This window comes from Streptosporangium sp. NPDC006930 (assembly GCF_040635605.1).
Lineage (GTDB): Bacteria > Actinomycetota > Actinomycetes > Streptosporangiales > Streptosporangiaceae > Streptosporangium.
The window spans coordinates 30,426-46,239 of the sequence record NZ_JBEYID010000038.1 but is presented as its reverse complement, the minus strand read 5'-3'; the positions used below and the strand labels follow the sequence as shown (position 1 = coordinate 46,239).

The window sequence follows — 15,814 nt, the reverse complement described above, 5'->3', positions numbered from 1 at the left end:
TCTCCGCTGCCCGGGCGACGCACACCACCCCGGGCCGGGCGGTCGGGTTCGGCGTGAGGGCAGCGCTCCAGGACCCGCGGGTGGGTCCCGCGCGGGACCCACCGGCCTGCCCCCCTTCGAAACGGGCTACTGCCGGGCCGTCGGCGCCAGCTCGTCCTTGTCGTAGACCTTCAGCCGCGAGTGCTCACCCCTGGGCTTACGCCGCAGCCGCTCCTTGAGCCGTTCCACCGTCACATACAGGGTCGGCACCAGCACCAGCGTCAGCAGCGTCGACGACAGCAGCCCGCCGATCACCACGATCGCCAGCGGCTGGGAGATGAACCCGCCGGAACCGGTCAGCCCCAGCGCCATCGGGATCAACGCGCAGATCGTCGCCACCGCGGTCATCAGGATCGGCCGCAGCCTGCGCCGGCCGCCCTCGATCACCGCCTCCACGATGCCCATGCCCTGCTCGCGGTACTGGTTGATCAGGTCGATCAGCACGATCGCGTTGGTCACCACGACGCCGATCAGCATCAGCATGCCGATCAGGGCGGGAACCCCCATCGGCGTGCCCGTCGCCAGCAGCAGACCGACCGCGCCGGTCGCCGCGAACGGCACCGACACCAGCAAGATCAGCGGCTGTACGAAACTCCGGAACGTCGCCACCATGATCATGAAGACGATCGCGATCGCCGCCAGCATCGCCAGCCCCAGCTGCCCGAACGCCTCGTCCTGGTCCGCGCTGACCCCTCCCATGGTGAAGCTCGCCCCCGCCGGCAACGCCAGAGCGTCCAGCTTCGACGTCAGCTCCGTCGTCACGCTGCCCAGGTCACTGGCCGTCGCCGTACCCGACACCGTCGCGCTGCGCTCACCGTCGATCCGCGTCACCTGCGTGGGACCGTCCACTACTGCCACCTGCGCCACCTGCGACAACCTCACCACCCCCGTGGCCGTCGGCAACCTCAGCGCCTCCACCGCCTTGACATCCTCGGGCGCGTCCGCGGTCCGCAACACCACCGCACCCACGCGGCCGTCCAGCGTCAGCTCACCCAGCGGCGCCCCCCGGAACTGCTGCGCCACCAACTGGCCGATCTGCGTCTCGGTCAGCCCCCTGGCCGCCGCCTTCTCCCGGTCGACCCGCACCTCGACCCGCTCGGCACCGTCCTCCAGGTTGGAGGTCACATCCCGCAACCCGCCCAGATCCGCCATCGCCGTGCGAACCGTCTCGGTCGCGGTGCGCAGCGTCTCCACATCCGGCGCCTGGACGATCACCTGCAACTGGTCGGTCGACCCGCCGCCGGGGCCACCCTGGCCGCCACCCACCGTGACCGTGCCGATCTCCGAGGAGTCCAGCCGCGCCAACCGCTCGCGCAGCTCCTCCTCCAGCACCGAGCTGTCGGCCTGCTCGGCGACCGTCACCGAGTACGACGCCCGATCACCCCCGCCGCCGCCACCGCCCAGGAAACCGCCGCCACCGCCCACGTTCACCTGGTAGTCGCGCACCCCCTCCAGCGACGACAAAACCTCCTCGACCTTCTTGGCCGCCGCGTCCGTCGCCGCCAGGTCGGTGCCCGCCGGCATCCGCTGGCTGATCGAGACCGTGTCCTGCCCGGAGGAGTCGATGAAGTTGGTCTCCAACCGGCCCGCCAGCCCCATCGTCGCGGCGAACACCACCACCCCCACGATCACCGTCACCAGCCGCCGCCGCGTCGCGAACCGCAGCACCGGCAGATACGCCCGCTGCAGCGGGCTGCGCAACTCCTTGGCCTCTGCCTTCTCACGCACCACCCGCGCCTGCTCCGGCGACAACACCGGCGCCTTCAAGAACCAGTACGCCAGCACCGGCACCACCGTCAACGACACCAGCAACGACGCCAGCAACGCCACCGTCACCGTGATCGCGAACGGCGCGAACAGCTGCCCCACCATGCCGCCCACCACCGCGATCGGCAAGAACACCGCCACCGTCGTCAGCGTCGAGGCCGTCACCGCGCCACTGACCTCGCGCACCCCCGCCAGCACCGCCTTGCGCTTGGCCTCCCCATAGCTCAGATGACGCTTGATGTTCTCCAAGACCACGATGGAGTCGTCGACCACCCGGCCCACCGCGATCGTCAGCGCCCCCAGCGTCAGCAGGTTCAGCGAGTAGTCGCCCACCCACAACGCGATCAACGCGATGATCACCGACAGCGGGATCGACGCCGCCGTCACCAGCGTCGAGCGCACCGACAACAAGAAGACCAAGATGACCAAAACCGCGAACGCCAGTCCCAGCAACCCCTCGGTCGTCAGGTCCTCGATCGACCGCTCCACATACGGCGCCTGATCGAAGATCACCGTGATCTCCGAGGAGTCCCCGATCGCCCGCACCATCTCCGGGAGCTTCTCGCGCACCGCGTGCGAGATCGCCACCGCGTTGCCGTCCGCCGCCATCGTCACCGACAGGCCCAGGCTCGGCTGCCCGTTGGTCCGCGTCAGCGACGTCGCCTCGGCCGGCGTCCGCTCCACCGTCGCCACCTCACCCAGCCGCACCGGCCTGGGAGCCGCCTGCACACGCGTCTGCCCCTGCGGTGCCTGCGCGGCCGCTCCGCCCCCCGGCGCCTGCCGGGCCTGCGGCGGTGCCTGCGGTGCCTGCGGCGCCGCCGCGGGCATCAGATACAGCTCCTTCAGCTCCTCCAGCGTCTCGACCCGCGCCCCCACCTGAACCGTGAGCGACACCTTGTCCTCGGTCACGCTGCCCGCCGGAACCGGCTGCCCGTTGGCCCGCAGCACGTCTCCCACCGCGGCCGGCGACAACCCCAGCGCCGCCAGCTTCCCGACATCCGGAGTGATCGTCACGACCTCGTCACGGGCGCCCGTCACCGTCGCCTCGCGCACCCCCTCCACAGCCCGCAACTCCGGCACCACCAGCCGCTCAAGCCGCTCGGCCATGGCCCGCTGATCACCGCCGTCGCCCACCGCCAGCTGCATCACCGGGATGTCGTCGGTCCCGCCCGACAGGACCTGCGGATCGACCGCCTCCGGCAGCTGCGTCCTGATCCGCGAGATCGCCTGCTGCATCTGCGCGACCGCCGCGTCGATGTCGGTGCCGTACTCGAACGCCACCTGGACCTGCGCCATCCCCTCCCGGGAGGTCGAGGTCACCTCCGAGACCCCCTCCAGACCCTGGAAACTGTTCTCGATCGGCTTGGTCACCTGCTCCTCGACGATCTCAGGGGAGGCGCCCGGATACGGGGCCGCCACGAACGCTCCCGGGAACGACAGCGAGGGCAGCAGCTGTTGTTTCAATGAGGGGATCGCGAAAAGGCCGAACGCGCTCAACACCAGCGTGATCATTATCACGAGGCTGCGGTTGGCGAGGCTCAACCTGGCCAGGGACGTCATGGAGGCAGGCTCCTCAGGGAGGGACATCACAACAAGATTCGCCCCAGACTAACACTTCGCCTCAGGCGAATATTTAACGATGCTTACCAATCCTGATAACCTTCTCAGGAAGCGAGAGGTGAGCGTGAACAACGACGACCGCGAACAACTGATCGACCACATCGGCGCCGTCCAGCGCGCCCTGGGCCGGCTCCTCGCCCAGCAAGGCCCCCCAACGCCGCTGTTCGACTCCAACCTCACCATGCGCCAGCTCAAAGTCGTCCTGATCCTCTCCGGCCAGGACCTCGCCTCCGGCCAGGACCTCGCCACCCACCTGGGCGTCGGCCTCGGCACCGTCACCGGCATCGTCGACCGCCTCGTCGCCCGCGGCCTCGTCGCCCGCCGCGAAGACCCCCACGACCGCCGCATCCGCCGCGTCGAACTCACCCCCGCCGGGCGCGCCCTCACCGAGGAGATCACCGACGCCGGCCTCAACGAGTTCCGCCGCCTCCTGCAACACCTCGACACCCCCACCCTGCGCGACCTCGCCGTGATCATGAACAAGATCCAACACGCCGCGCTCACCCGCTGAAAGCACCACTCACCAGCCAAAAATCACTCCCGCACCAAAAGGTAGGATGATAGGTTCTGTCGCTGTGACAGAACCCACAAACACCCTCTTCTCCCTCACCGGCCGCACCGCCCTCATCACCGGCGGCAGCTCCGGCATCGGACACACCATCGCCCACGCCCTCGGCCACGCCGGCGCCAACATCGTCATCGCCGCCCGCCGCACCACCCACCTCACCCAAACCCTCACCGAACTCCACCACCACAACATCAACGCCGCCGCCATCACCACCGACCTCGCCAACCCCGACGACATCACCCACCTCTGCCACCAAGCCCCCACCTTCTTCGGCGACATCGACATCCTCGTCAACAACGCCGCCAACAACATCCGCCCCCCCATGACAGAACTCACCACCGACGACTACCAACAGACAATGGCCGTCAACATCACCGCCCCCTACCTCCTCGGCCAACACTTCGGCCCCCTCATGGCCCAACGCCGCTGGGGCCGCATCATCAACATCGGCTCCCAGCAATCCATCAGAGCCTTCGGCAACAGCGGCGCCTACGGCATCTCCAAAGCCGCCATCACCGGCCTCACCCGCTCCCAAGCAGAAGCCTGGTCCCCCCACGGCGTCTGCGCCAACACCATCATCCCCGGCTTCGTCCTCACCCCCCTCACCCAATCCGTCCAAGACACCCCCGGCCGCCTCGAAGCACTCGCCGCCCGCACCCTCACCCGCCGCAACGGCCACCCCTCCGACTACGCCGGCATCGCCGTCCTCCTCGCCGGCGACGCCAGCGCCTACATCACCGGCCAAACCATCTGCGTCGACGGCGGCTTCTCCGTCCACTGACCACCCAGCACCCCGCCACCACAAAACCCACATGATTGAATACGCCCCGGATCCAACACACCGGCCGGGAAACACCCATGACCACCACCCAGCGCCCCACCAACGCCCGCAAAGCCCTCTCCTACTTCTTCATCCTCCTCGGCATCACCTCCGGAGCCTGGGCCGCCCGCATCCCCGCCGTCAAACACACCCTCGACCTCAGCGACGGCCAACTCAGCTACGGCCTCCTCGCCACCGCCCTCGGACTCGTCACCGGCATGCGCTTCGCCGGACACCTCACCGACCGCCTCGGCAGCGCCCGCCTCATCACCCCCGCCGCCATCGCCACCGCACTATCCGTCATCCCACCCGGCTACGCCACCACCCTGCCTACCCTCATCGCCGCCCTATTCCTCTTCGGCCTCACCAACGCCTTCCTCGACGTCTCCATGAACGCCCACGGCGTCGAAGTCGAACGCGCCTACCACCGCCCCCTCCTGTCCTCCTTCCACGGCATGTTCAGCATCGGCGGCCTCATCGGCGCCGGCATCGGCGCCACCTTCGCCTACCTCCACCTCAGCGCCGCCGCCACCCTCACCGCCGTCGGCATCCCCCTCGCCCTCATCTCCCTGTACGCCCGCCGCCACCTCCTGCCCACCCCGCCGCCTCCCACAACCCCCACCCACCACCGCGCCCCCGCCCGCGCCCCATGGACCGGCTGGATCATCCTCATGGGAATCGTCGCCTTCGCAGGCCTCGTCGGAGAAGGCGCCGCCAACGACTGGACCGCCGTCTACCTCTTCCAGAACCTCGGCGCCCCCCAGGCCCTCGCCGCCGCCGGATTCGCCGTCTTCTCCACCACCATGACCATCGGCCGCTTCGCCGGAGACCACCTCGCCCAACGCTTCGGACCGGTACGCCTGGTGCGCTACTGCGGCCTCATCGCCGCCCTCGGCCTCGGTACAGCACTGCTCGCCGGCCAGATCCCCATCGCCTTCATCGGATTCGCCCTGTTCGGCTTTGGCCTGTCCACCATCGTTCCCCAAATCTTCTCCGCCGCGGGCAACCACGACCCCGCCCGCGCCGGCCGAGCCATCGCCCAGGTCGCCACCGTCGGCTACGCCGGCCTTCTCGCGGGCCCCGCCATCATCGGCGGCGCCGCAGAGCTCATCGGCCTGCCCGCGGCCCTGGGCATCCCCGCCCTGCTCGCCGCCTTCATGGCCGCCTCCGCCGGAGCACTGCGCCCCCGTACGACATCATGACCGGCCAACGGCGCGGCCCTGCTTTTGGTGGGATGGTCTTTAGTCCGCTGTAAATGATCTTGAGCCTCACCGGACGCCTTTACAATGTAGATTAATAGATGTTGATGCCGCACACCACAGGCAGGCGAAATCCGGATGAGCCCAGGGCGCCCGGGTTGTTAGAGTGACCGTCATGGCACGAGGTATCTGGTCGCAGAAGATCCGCTCCGCCCGCTGACGGCGGCGCCTTCTTCCTGCTGAATCCGCGCTCGCCGTCCCGGTTCCCGCCGGGCGGCCTCTTACCGCTGCCCGGCTCCACTGCGAGCTGCGGAGCACCGTTGAACCTCACCCCGACCCCCGAAACCATCTCCCTGCCCATCGAGGCAGGCGACAGCGCACACGTCCGCGCCACGAACGTCACCGTCACCCTTGGATCCCGGCGTGTCCTGAACGACGTCTCGGTCACCGTCTCCGCCCGATCGAAAGTCGCCGTCGTCGGCGAGAACGGCCGCGGCAAGACGACACTGCTGCACGTCCTCGCCGGACTGATCACGCCGGACGAGGGCACCGTGCACCGGGCCGGCACGATCGGCCTGGCCCGTCAGGAACTGTTCGCACGAGACGGTGAGACCGTCGCCACCTTGATCTCCCAGGCACTGGCCGCCTCCCTCGCGGCTCTCGGCGCGCTGCAAGAGGCGACCCTCGCCATGGCCGAGGGCGATCCCAGCGCCGACGACCGCTACGCCGCCGCGCTCGACGCCGCCACCCGGCTCGACGCATGGGACGCCGAACGCCGCCTCGACGTCGCCCTCGAATCCCTCGGCGCCTGCACCGACCGAGACCGTCCCCTGGCGAGGCTGTCGGTCGGGCAGCGCTACCGGGTGCGGCTGGCGTGCCTGCTCGGCGCACGGTACGACGTTCTACTGCTCGACGAGCCGACCAACCACCTTGACGCCGGCGGGCTGGACTTCCTGACCGGCAGACTGCGCGAGCACGACGGTGCCCTCGCCGTCGTCAGCCACGACCGGGCACTGCTGCGCGACGTCGCGGACCGCTTCCTCGACCTCGACCCGGCCCGCGACGGCAAACCGCATCTGTACGCCGGCGGTTATGACGCCTGGCAGGACGCCCGGCGTCGCGAACGTGAGCGCTGGGAGCAGGACCACGAGCAGCAGCAGGCCGAGCGCCGGCGACTGCAGGAGGCGGTCTCGAAGGCCCGCGACCGGCTCTCCACCGGCTGGCGGCCGGACAAGGGAACCGGCAAGCACCAGCGCCAGTCCCGCGCGCCGGGCGTGGTACAGGCCCTGAACCGGCAGCAGGACGCCCTGCGGGCGCACCGTATCGACGTGCCGCAGCCGCCGTCGGCACTGCGGTGGCCGGACCTGGGCGTCCGGCAGGGTGCGCCGCAGTTGCGCGCGCACGGCGTCGCCGTCGACGGGCGGCTGGCCGGCCCGGTCGACCTCACTCTCGACGGGGGCGACCGGCTGCTCGTCACCGGGCCGAACGGCGCCGGGAAGTCCACATTGCTCGCGGTGCTGGCCGGCTCGCTCCAACCCACCGACGGGCATCTCTGGACGGCGAAGGGTGCGCGAATCGCCTGGGTCACCCAGGAGACCGCCGAGCAGGTCCCCGGACTCACCGCCCTCGAGGCGCACGCCCGCCAGGTGGGACGACTGGTGGCCTGCGGGGCGCTGCGCGACGCCGACGCCGTCCCGCTCGGAGCGCTCGGGCTTTTGGACTCCGCCGCGATGCGCGTCCCGGTCGAGCGGATGTCGCAGGGACAACAGCGGCGCCTCGGCCTGGCGCTGGCGCTGGCCGGGCGGCCCGGTCTGATCCTGCTCGACGAACCGACCAATCACCTGTCGTCGACGCTGGTCGAGGAGTTGACCGACGCGATCCGCGACACGAGCGCCGCCGTCGTCGTGGCCACACACGACCGGCAACTGCTGCGCGACCTCGCCGACTGGCCGCGCCTGGAGATAGGCGGGTCAGCACCGCGATCCGGCTGATGTGACGCTCGGTCGCATAGGCTCGCAGAACCCGATGACTCCTCGACGTGCTCGGCCGGTGAGTCCTGGCCGTTCGGCCCGTTCACCGTCGTGACGCCGGTGATGAGAGCATCGGCTGCCGAAGGAGACGAGAAGAAGGCGGTGTCGATGTCCGACCCGGTGTCGTGGCCGTCCAGGCTGCCGGTCATGCAGGCCCCCATGGCCGGTGGGGCGTCCACCCCCGAACTGGCCGCGGCCGTGTCCGAAGCCGGCGGCCTGGGGTTTCTCGCGGCCGGCTACAAGACGGCCGCGCAGATGCGTCAGGAGATCGAGCGGACACGTGAGCTCACCTCCCGCCCGTTCGGGGTGAACGTGTTCATGCCCACGGCCGACGACGTCGACCAGGCCGAGATCGACGACTACGCGCGGGCCATCGAGAAAGAGGCACGGCGGCTGAGCACCACTTTGGGAGTCCCGCTCGGGGGCGACGACGACTTCCCCGCCAAGGTCGCCGACCTGCTGGCGGATCCTCCGGCGATGGTGGGGTTCACCTTCGGATGCCCGCGAGACGAGCTGATCCAGGCGTTCCGCCACAGGGGTACCACCGTGGTGGTCACTGTGACGTCGGCGGCCGAGGCGCGGCTGGCCTCGGCCGCCGACATGCTGTGCGTCCAAGGTGAGGAGGCCGGCGGCCACCGCGGGTCGTTCACCAACGCGGACGCCGGGGCGATACCCCTGGAGCGCCTGCTGTCTCAGGTACGGGAGGTCTCACGGCTCCCCCTCGTCGCGGGCGGCGCCATCGCCACGGCCGCCGACGTCTCCTGGGTCCTGTCCGCGGGAGCGACCGCGGCCGCGGCGGGTACCGCCTTCCTGCTCTGTCCCGAGAGCGGCACCGGCGTGACCCACCGCGCGGCGCTGACCGATCCTCACTTCACCCGCACCGCCGTTACCAGAGCCTTCACCGGGCGTCCGGCACGCGGCCTGGTCAACCGGTTCATGACGGAGTACTCCGGCCGGGCCCCGGCGGCCTACCCGCAGATCCACCATCTGACGGCGCCGCTGCGCCGCGCCGCGGCGGCCGCCGGGGACGCGCAGACGCTGCACCTGTGGGCCGGGACCTCCTGGAGGCAGGCACGCGAGGCGCCCGCGGCGGAGGTCACCGCCGACCTGGCCGCGATCTGAAAAACGGCTCCCAGCCCACACACCACCTGAAAAAATCCGGACTCGAACCAGGCTCCGGCCTGGAAACCATCTCCGCGAGGGGCCACGGACAGCACGGACAGCACGGACAGCACGGACAGCCACGTGTCCGGCACGCGCCGCGATGCGAGAAAGACCGCCGACTCGTCCCCCTCCCCCGCCGAACACAGCTTCGGCGGTCTCACCTGGGGAGGGAGCGTTCCCACCAAAAATGGATGATTGAGCAGGTCAGGATGGGTAGTGACCTTGCACAACTTTCACAGCGACCGTTCTGGTTCTGGCGGATACGTCGGTAGCGCCCCCGGTGAAAGCCACAGACGGCACTCACGTAAAGGGGACGGGCATGCACACCGACCAGCGTGGCCACTGGCCGATCAGCACTGACCTGATCGGCCTGCGCCGGCATCTGCACCGCTACATGAGTCAGGTCGGCCTGGCCGGAACCCGGCGCGACGACCTGCTGCTGGCGGCCAACGAGGCGGTCATCAACGTGCTGGAGCACGGCGACGCGGCCGGAAGCGTGAGCGTCTGGCACGACGAGGCGGACCTCGTCATCGACGTCGTCGACGACGCCGGACGCCTCACCCCCGAGCAGGCCGACCGCCCCCGGCCCGCCCCGGGCTCGGTGCGCGGGTTCGGGCTGTGGCTGATGGGCCGGCTTTGTGATGAGTTCAGCATCCGCCAGAGCGATGGCCGATCCCTCGTCCGGCTGCGGATGCACCTGAACGCCGTCTCCGGCGCCGCCGGATAACCCGCCGGACTCTTTTGGCCGGGTCGACGTCGTGACGTGACCGGTGTCGCAGGAGAACCGCCGCGAGAGGCGACATCACGGCCGGCGCCGTAAGAGGGCCGGGCTGCGGTTGCGGTCGCCACACGCCGGCCCGCGGCCTGCGACGAGACCGCGTTCCGCACGCACGGCAGGCCGCCGGGCTCAGCCGGTGCGCGTGTCCGGCTCCTGCGAGCGGGCGGCCGTGAACATCAGCGGGGTGCCGACCCCGTACCGGGCACCGGCGTCGGCGAGGAGGGCGGCCAGCCATCCCAGAGCGTCCAACGACCACTCGGCCAGGGTGCCGCGCAGGGCGACTCGGTGACGGGCGGGACCGCGCCACAGCTCGTCGATGACGGCGGGCTCCAGGATCACGTCGTCCGTCACGGTGAGCGAGTCGCACGAGAAGACGTCCTGGTCGAGTTCCTGTATCCACCTGAGCATCTCGGGCGCCGCCGAGCGGATGGACGGATCCTGCCCGCCGTCCAGCGTCACCCGCACCCGTGTTCGCAGGTGCGGGTCAACGTCGGCGAACCAGCCCGCGTCCTGGAGCAGGGTCATCACCGCGCTCCCCTGCGACGAGGTGTCCGTCGGCGCGTCAAGACCCTGCACGGGCAGCAGGACCTGAACCGCCGCCAGACGTAAAGCGCCGATACGGGCCACGACGTCGTCCGCGCACGACAGGAACGCCTGCACCGGCAACGGCCGACCGGCCGGGACCGGCGTGGTCAACGACACCTGAAACCACGCGACGCGCGCCGGTCGCGATGACTCCGGAAGCGGATCCTGCCCGGCGTCGTTCATACCCCACAGGCCGCCGGACGCGTTCCGTGTGGCCTCGGTGAGCCATCCCATCGCGGAGGCTCTCGCGACGAACAGGCTGTAGGCGTCGGAGGAGGCGACGAGAGGATCTCGCCACGGGTGCGGCGTCAGCTCGCCGTGCAAAGCCGCGAGCATGGTGCTGCCGGGTCTGATACTCACGTCGCCCCCTCGGGTCACCGCCTGCAGTAGATGTTCTGGCCCGGGGTGACGAGCTTGCCCGGGTCGTCGGCCAGGCCGACCAGGTCCACGTCGATGACGCTACGCCACCCGGTCAGGCTGCTGCTGTTGCAGCCCGCGCGCCCGGTCGCGCGGTTGCCGGCCCCGCCGCCGGACCTCACCGTCGCGCTGCCCACCGTGCCGGCGTTTCTCCAGCTGCCGTCAGCGTAATACTGCTGCAGCTGCACCGTGACGATCGCGAGCGTGGCGTTGCAGTTGCCGTTGATCCACCAGCCGTGCCCGGACGCCTCGAAGGCGGAGCTGGAGACGTGGACGTAGTCGCCCCTGGTCTCGAAGAAACACACCGCGGAAAGCGATCGGCCGTTCTCCGGGGAACTCGTGTTTCTCGAGGTCGCCTCGCCACCCGCGGGGGCGGGTGCCGGAACGGGAGCGGGCGCGGGCGGCGGGGCGGGCGCGGGTCGCGCCGGGACCGCGCTCGCCGAGGTCGGCGACATCCCGAGCAGCAACGCGCCCATGATGCCGACCATCGTGGAGATCGTACGAAAAGAGTGACGCATGACCGCACCTCCGAGCTGAGTCGAGCAGGATCGAGGGCTGTCGCGCACCCCCGTCCGGCGGTTGAAAGCACGCGCGGCGCCGACCTGGATCGGCGCACGGCAAAAACAAACGTGTCATTGGCGTTCTATTGTGTCAAGAAAATTAAAATCGCTAAGCGATGCTTCGCCGCCATATGATTTACAATTTCGCATACATCCCGAAATTTGACTCTTAATTATTTTGGCGGCGATTTAGGGGAAATGCCCAATAATCCTGAGATTGGGAATTAAATATGCATCCTGTCGAGGATGTGAGCCGGAGATCCCGAGCGTCATGCCGACGGGCGGGCGAGTTTGGCGGCCACGGCGTCGAGGACCCACTCCAGGCCGGTCGTGAAGGACGTCTCGGCGTCCACCTCCGTGCCGTCGTGTACGGCCTTGGCGAGCGCCGGGAAGCGGCCCGTGGCCAGCATCCTGCTCACGTACGGGCCGGAGGCGCGCTGCCAGTCGCGCTTGGACAGGCCCGTGGCGCGCTCGGCCCGCAGGTCCGCGATCTCGCGCCTGATCGCGCCGGTGAAGTAGGCGCCGACGGTCTCCACGGCGCGCAGGACGGTGTCGAGGTCGGCGAGACCGTCGAGGGCGGCCAGCGTGGTCTCATTCACGGCGAGGGCGTTCGGCCCCAGGGCCGGCCTGCCGCCGAGCAGGTCGGCCAGCCATTCGTGACGGAGGGCGGCCCGCCTGGTGCGGTGGGCGCGGACACGCAGCACCTCCCGCCAGTCACCGGACCGCTCCCCGGGGAGGATCTCGGCGTGAACCTCGTCCACCATGAGGTCGAACAACTCCTCCTTGGTGGAGATGTATCCGTACAACCGCATCGGACCGACGTCCAGCCGGGCGGCGACCTTGCGCAACGACACCGCCTCCAGTCCGCCCTCGTCGGCCAGCGCGATGGCGGCGGCGACGATTCGCTCCCTGTCGAGCGGCACGGGGCGAGCCGGCGGCTCCGGTCGATCCCACACAGTCATGGGTTGCATCGTACTGTTGCGATACATCGTAGCGATTAAATACAGTGTATCGACATGAGACATCGTATCGCCGTGATCGGCGGCGGCCCCGCCGGCCTCACCTTCGCCCGCGTCCTGCACCGCCACGGTCACCACGCCACCGTTCTCGAACGCGATCCCGCACCCGACGCCCGTCCCCCGGGCGGCACACTGGACCTGCACGAGAAGATGGGCCAGCTCGCGCTGGACAAGGCAGGACTGCTGGCGCGTTTCCAGACGCTGTCTCGCCCCGAGGGACAGGCCATGCGCATCCTGGACACGGACGGGACCGTCCTGCGCGACTGGCGACCGCGCCCGGGTGACCGCGCCAATCCCGAGATCGACCGGGGGCAACTTCGTGACCTGCTGCTCGGCCCGCTCGACGCCCAATGGGGGCGGGGCGTGACGCAGGTGGTGCCGAAAACCGAGGATGGCGTGCTGATCCGTTTCGCGGACGGACGACAGGAGACGTTCGATCTCGTGATCGGCGCGGACGGCGCCTGGTCCCGGGTCCGCCCGGCGGTCTCGTCCGCGACACCGCACTACACCGGCGTCTCCCTGGTCGAGACCTCCCTGGACGACGTCGACACCCGCCACCCCGACCTCGCCCGGCTGATCGGCGACGGTTCCGTCGCCGTCTACGGCGTGAACCGCGCCCTCGTCGCCCAGCGCAACAGCGGAGGCCACGTCAAGGTGTACGCCCAGTTCCGCGCGCCGCTGGACCGGCACACGAACCTGGACCGGCGCACGGACCCGGACGCAGGTTTGAACCCGGCCGACGTCGAGGCCGTGCGATCAAGCCTGCTGGCCCTGTTCGACGGCTGGGCCGCCCCCGTCCTCGACCTCCTCCGCCACGGCACCGCCTTCTTCCACCGCCCCCTCCATGTCCTGCCCGTGTCCCACACCTGGACCCACGTCCCCGGTGTGACGCTACTGGGCGACGCCGCCCACCTGATGCCCCCGTTGGGGGTGGGCGCGAACCTCGCGATGCTGGAAGGCGCAGAACTCGCCGAGGCCGTCGCCGCCGCCCCCGGCCCAGAAGAACTGGACGAGGCCGTGCGCGCCTTCGAGGAACGGATGTGGGCACGGGCCGGCAGGTGGGCGAAATTCACGACGGCCGGTCTGGAACGCCTCGTGAGCCCGGACCCCGCCGAAGCCCTCGCCCTCTTCGACGAGGTCCAGGCCTCCTGACCGCCAGGCGCGAGAGCACCGACGCCCAACCGTCTCCCTGCGGTGTCCCTGTGGTCACCGTAGACGGACGCGCCCCTTGGCAGCGGATGCGGCGACCGCGTTTCTCCACATGGCCGGAGCGCACCGGCGCGCCCCCGTCTCCGCGTTCACCGCGTCGGCCCCTGACCGAGATCGTGGGCCGTGATCCGGTACCCCACTCCGGGAGTGGTGGTGATGGCCGAGGGCTCGCCGAGCTTACGGCGCAGGCGGCCGATGGTGACCGTGACGGTGTTGGTCAGGGGGTTGGCGTGCTCGTCCCACACCTGTTCGAGCAGGTCCTCGGCACCGAGAAACGCGGGAGCGGCGTGGAGAAGAGCTTCGAGCAGGGCGAACTCCTTGACCGACAGGTCCAGGTGGCGGCCGTCGCGAGTGGCGGTGCGGCGCAGCGGGTCGAGCTCGATGCCGGCCGCGCGCAGCGTGCGAGGCCGGGCCGTGGGCCGGCGACGGGCCAGGGAGCGGATGCGCAACACCAGCTCGGGGAAGTGGAAGGGCTTGGCCAGGTAGTCGTCGGCCCCCAAGGTCAGGCCGGTGACCCGGTCGGCGGGCGAGTCGGCGGCGGTCAGCATCAAGACCATGACGCGCTCGTCGCGTTCGGCGATCATCTGGCAGAGGGTGTCGCCGTGGATGCCCGGCAGGTCGCGGTCGAGGACGACCACGTCGTAGGCGTTGAGATCGAGCTTGGCGGCGGCCTCCAGGCCGTCGTGGGCCACGTCCACGGCCATACCCTGATCGCTCAGGCCTTCGACGAGTACGGCGGCGAGAGAGCGGGCGTCTTCGACCACGAGCACTCTCACGCCGGAACCTCCGCCGGCACGGCCACCAGAGGCAGCGAGATGGCGACGCGGAGACCACCTTCTGGCCGGGCCCGCAGGTCGAGGGTACCGCCGTGCGCGGCGACGATGGCCGCGACGATCGAAAGGCCGAGCCCTGAGCCGTTGCCGGAGTGCGTACGGTCGGCGCCAAGACGCTGGAAGGGCTCCACCAGTCGGTCGACCTGCTCCTGCTCGAAGACGCGTCCGCCGGTCTCGACGACGAGCCGGGCCATGGTGTCGTCGGTGGTGACGAGACGGATCCAGCCCTCTTCACGGTTGTGGGTGATGGCGTTGTCGATGACGTTGTCGATCATCCGGGTGAGGAGCGTGCTGTTCCCCCGCGTCCACGCGCCGTCGTCGACACAGCCCGCCGAGTCGACGACGAGGCGATGGGCGGTGATGTCGGCGGCCCGGGCGTGCAGGGCGGTGCTCGCCAGTTCGCCCAGCGAGAGCGTCGTGCGGTCGGCCAGGGCACCGCGCTGGGTGCGGGCGAGCGTGAGGAAACCTTCCAGCAGCCGATCGACCTGATCGAGTTCGGTGCGCAGCCGGTCGGCCAGCGCCACCGTCTGCACCGGCACGGGCTCCGGCTTGGCCAAGGCCACGTCCAGGGACGCGCGCATGGTGGCCAGCGGAGTGCGGAGCTCGTGGGAGGCGTTGGCGACGAACCGGCGTTGCGCGGCGAACGAGCTCTCCAGCCGTTCCAGCAGCTCGTCGATGGTGTCGGCGAGATCTTTGACCTCGTCGGCCGGGCCTCGCAGGGCCAGCCGCTCGTGCAGGTTGTCGGCCGAGATCCGCCGGGTGGACGCGGTGATGATCCGCAGCGGGCGCAGCACCCTGCCCGCGACGATCCGGCCCAGGACGACCGACACCACGGCCATGACCGCGAGTGCCAGCGCCGAGCCGACCAGGAGCCGGCGTGACTGATCCGCATGGATGTCGGAAAGCCGGGCCTGGAGCCAGGCGATGCGATCCATGGCGTCGGCGAGCGTGGCCGGCTCGACCGGCGAGGTCCCAGGGGGTGCGACCTGGCTGGCCTTCGTCCCTCCGAGCCCCACCAGGTTGTTGATGGCCAGCAGCCCGACGGCGGACAGCAGGAACATGGCACCGTACAGAACGGTGAAGCGCAATCGTACGGTGCGTGCAGGTCGTCGCCACTTTCGCATGGCATCCAGGATGCCGTGCCTGACCTAACAACGATGTGACAGCGCCTGTTCGACCCGTGTTAGGGCCGAGTCCGTACAACCG

The 15,814-nt window shown here is 69.9% G+C and carries 13 protein-coding genes; 7 read left to right on the top strand and 6 right to left on the bottom strand.

The window, feature by feature from the left end; genetic code table 11:
- Positions 1-126: 126 nt before the first annotated feature.
- Positions 127-3,366, bottom strand: coding sequence for an efflux RND transporter permease subunit (locus ABZ664_RS37955; RefSeq protein ID WP_362521821.1), 3,240 nt, complete (start codon positions 3,364-3,366; stop codon positions 127-129).
- 118 nt (positions 3,367-3,484) lie between these two features.
- On the opposite strand from ABZ664_RS37955, the gene ABZ664_RS37950 reads away from it, so the two are divergent.
- The 6 genes from ABZ664_RS37950 (at position 3,485) to ABZ664_RS37925 (ending at position 9,934) form a co-directional block, all read left to right on the top strand.
- On the top strand, positions 3,485-3,937 hold the full coding sequence (locus tag ABZ664_RS37950) for a MarR family transcriptional regulator (RefSeq protein WP_362521819.1): 453 nt from the start codon (positions 3,485-3,487) through the stop codon (positions 3,935-3,937).
- Positions 3,938-4,001: 64 nt separating this feature from the next.
- On the top strand, positions 4,002-4,775 hold the full coding sequence (locus ABZ664_RS37945; protein ID WP_362521817.1) for an SDR family oxidoreductase: 774 nt from the start codon (positions 4,002-4,004) through the stop codon (positions 4,773-4,775).
- 77 nt (positions 4,776-4,852) lie between these two features.
- On the top strand, positions 4,853-6,016 hold the full coding sequence (locus ABZ664_RS37940; protein WP_362521815.1) for an MFS transporter: 1,164 nt from the start codon (positions 4,853-4,855) through the stop codon (positions 6,014-6,016).
- Positions 6,017-6,333: 317 nt separating this feature from the next.
- Positions 6,334-8,004: an ABC-F family ATP-binding cassette domain-containing protein gene (locus tag ABZ664_RS37935; RefSeq protein WP_362521813.1), complete on the top strand. Its 1,671-nt coding sequence runs from the start codon at positions 6,334-6,336 to the stop codon at positions 8,002-8,004.
- A 147-nt stretch (positions 8,005-8,151) separates the two neighbouring features.
- Complete coding sequence (locus tag ABZ664_RS37930; RefSeq protein ID WP_362521811.1) at positions 8,152-9,165, top strand: nitronate monooxygenase; 1,014 nt, start codon at positions 8,152-8,154, stop codon at positions 9,163-9,165.
- Between the two features lie 361 nt (positions 9,166-9,526).
- Complete coding sequence (locus ABZ664_RS37925; RefSeq protein ID WP_350949909.1) at positions 9,527-9,934, top strand: ATP-binding protein; 408 nt, start codon at positions 9,527-9,529, stop codon at positions 9,932-9,934.
- Between the two features lie 180 nt (positions 9,935-10,114).
- Here ABZ664_RS37925 and ABZ664_RS37920 read toward each other — a convergent pair whose 3' ends face one another.
- The 3 genes from ABZ664_RS37920 to ABZ664_RS37910 form a co-directional block, all read right to left on the bottom strand.
- Positions 10,115-10,930 carry a hypothetical protein gene (locus ABZ664_RS37920; protein WP_362521809.1) on the bottom strand — a complete coding sequence of 272 codons (816 nt, stop codon included), beginning with the start codon at positions 10,928-10,930 and terminating at the stop codon, positions 10,115-10,117.
- Between the two features lie 14 nt (positions 10,931-10,944).
- Entirely contained in the window at positions 10,945-11,505 is a 561-nt protein-coding gene (locus tag ABZ664_RS37915; protein WP_362521807.1) for a hypothetical protein, read from the bottom strand.
- Positions 11,506-11,816: 311 nt separating this feature from the next.
- Positions 11,817-12,509, bottom strand: a complete 693-nt coding sequence (locus ABZ664_RS37910; protein ID WP_362521805.1) for a TetR/AcrR family transcriptional regulator — start codon at positions 12,507-12,509, stop codon at positions 11,817-11,819.
- 54 nt (positions 12,510-12,563) lie between these two features.
- Between ABZ664_RS37910 and ABZ664_RS37905 the strand changes: the two genes are divergently transcribed.
- On the top strand, positions 12,564-13,718 hold the full coding sequence (locus ABZ664_RS37905) for an NAD(P)/FAD-dependent oxidoreductase (protein ID WP_362521804.1): 1,155 nt from the start codon (positions 12,564-12,566) through the stop codon (positions 13,716-13,718).
- A 146-nt stretch (positions 13,719-13,864) separates the two neighbouring features.
- Here the strand turns inward: ABZ664_RS37905 and ABZ664_RS37900 are convergent, their stop codons facing one another.
- A complete protein-coding gene (locus tag ABZ664_RS37900) occupies positions 13,865-14,551 on the bottom strand; it encodes a response regulator transcription factor (RefSeq protein ID WP_362521802.1) in 687 nt (228 codons plus the stop codon).
- On the bottom strand, positions 14,548-15,732 hold the full coding sequence (locus ABZ664_RS37895; RefSeq protein ID WP_362521800.1) for a HAMP domain-containing sensor histidine kinase: 1,185 nt from the start codon (positions 15,730-15,732) through the stop codon (positions 14,548-14,550). The genes ABZ664_RS37900 and ABZ664_RS37895 overlap by 4 nt, the downstream gene beginning before the upstream one ends.
- Positions 15,733-15,814: the final 82 nt, after the last annotated feature.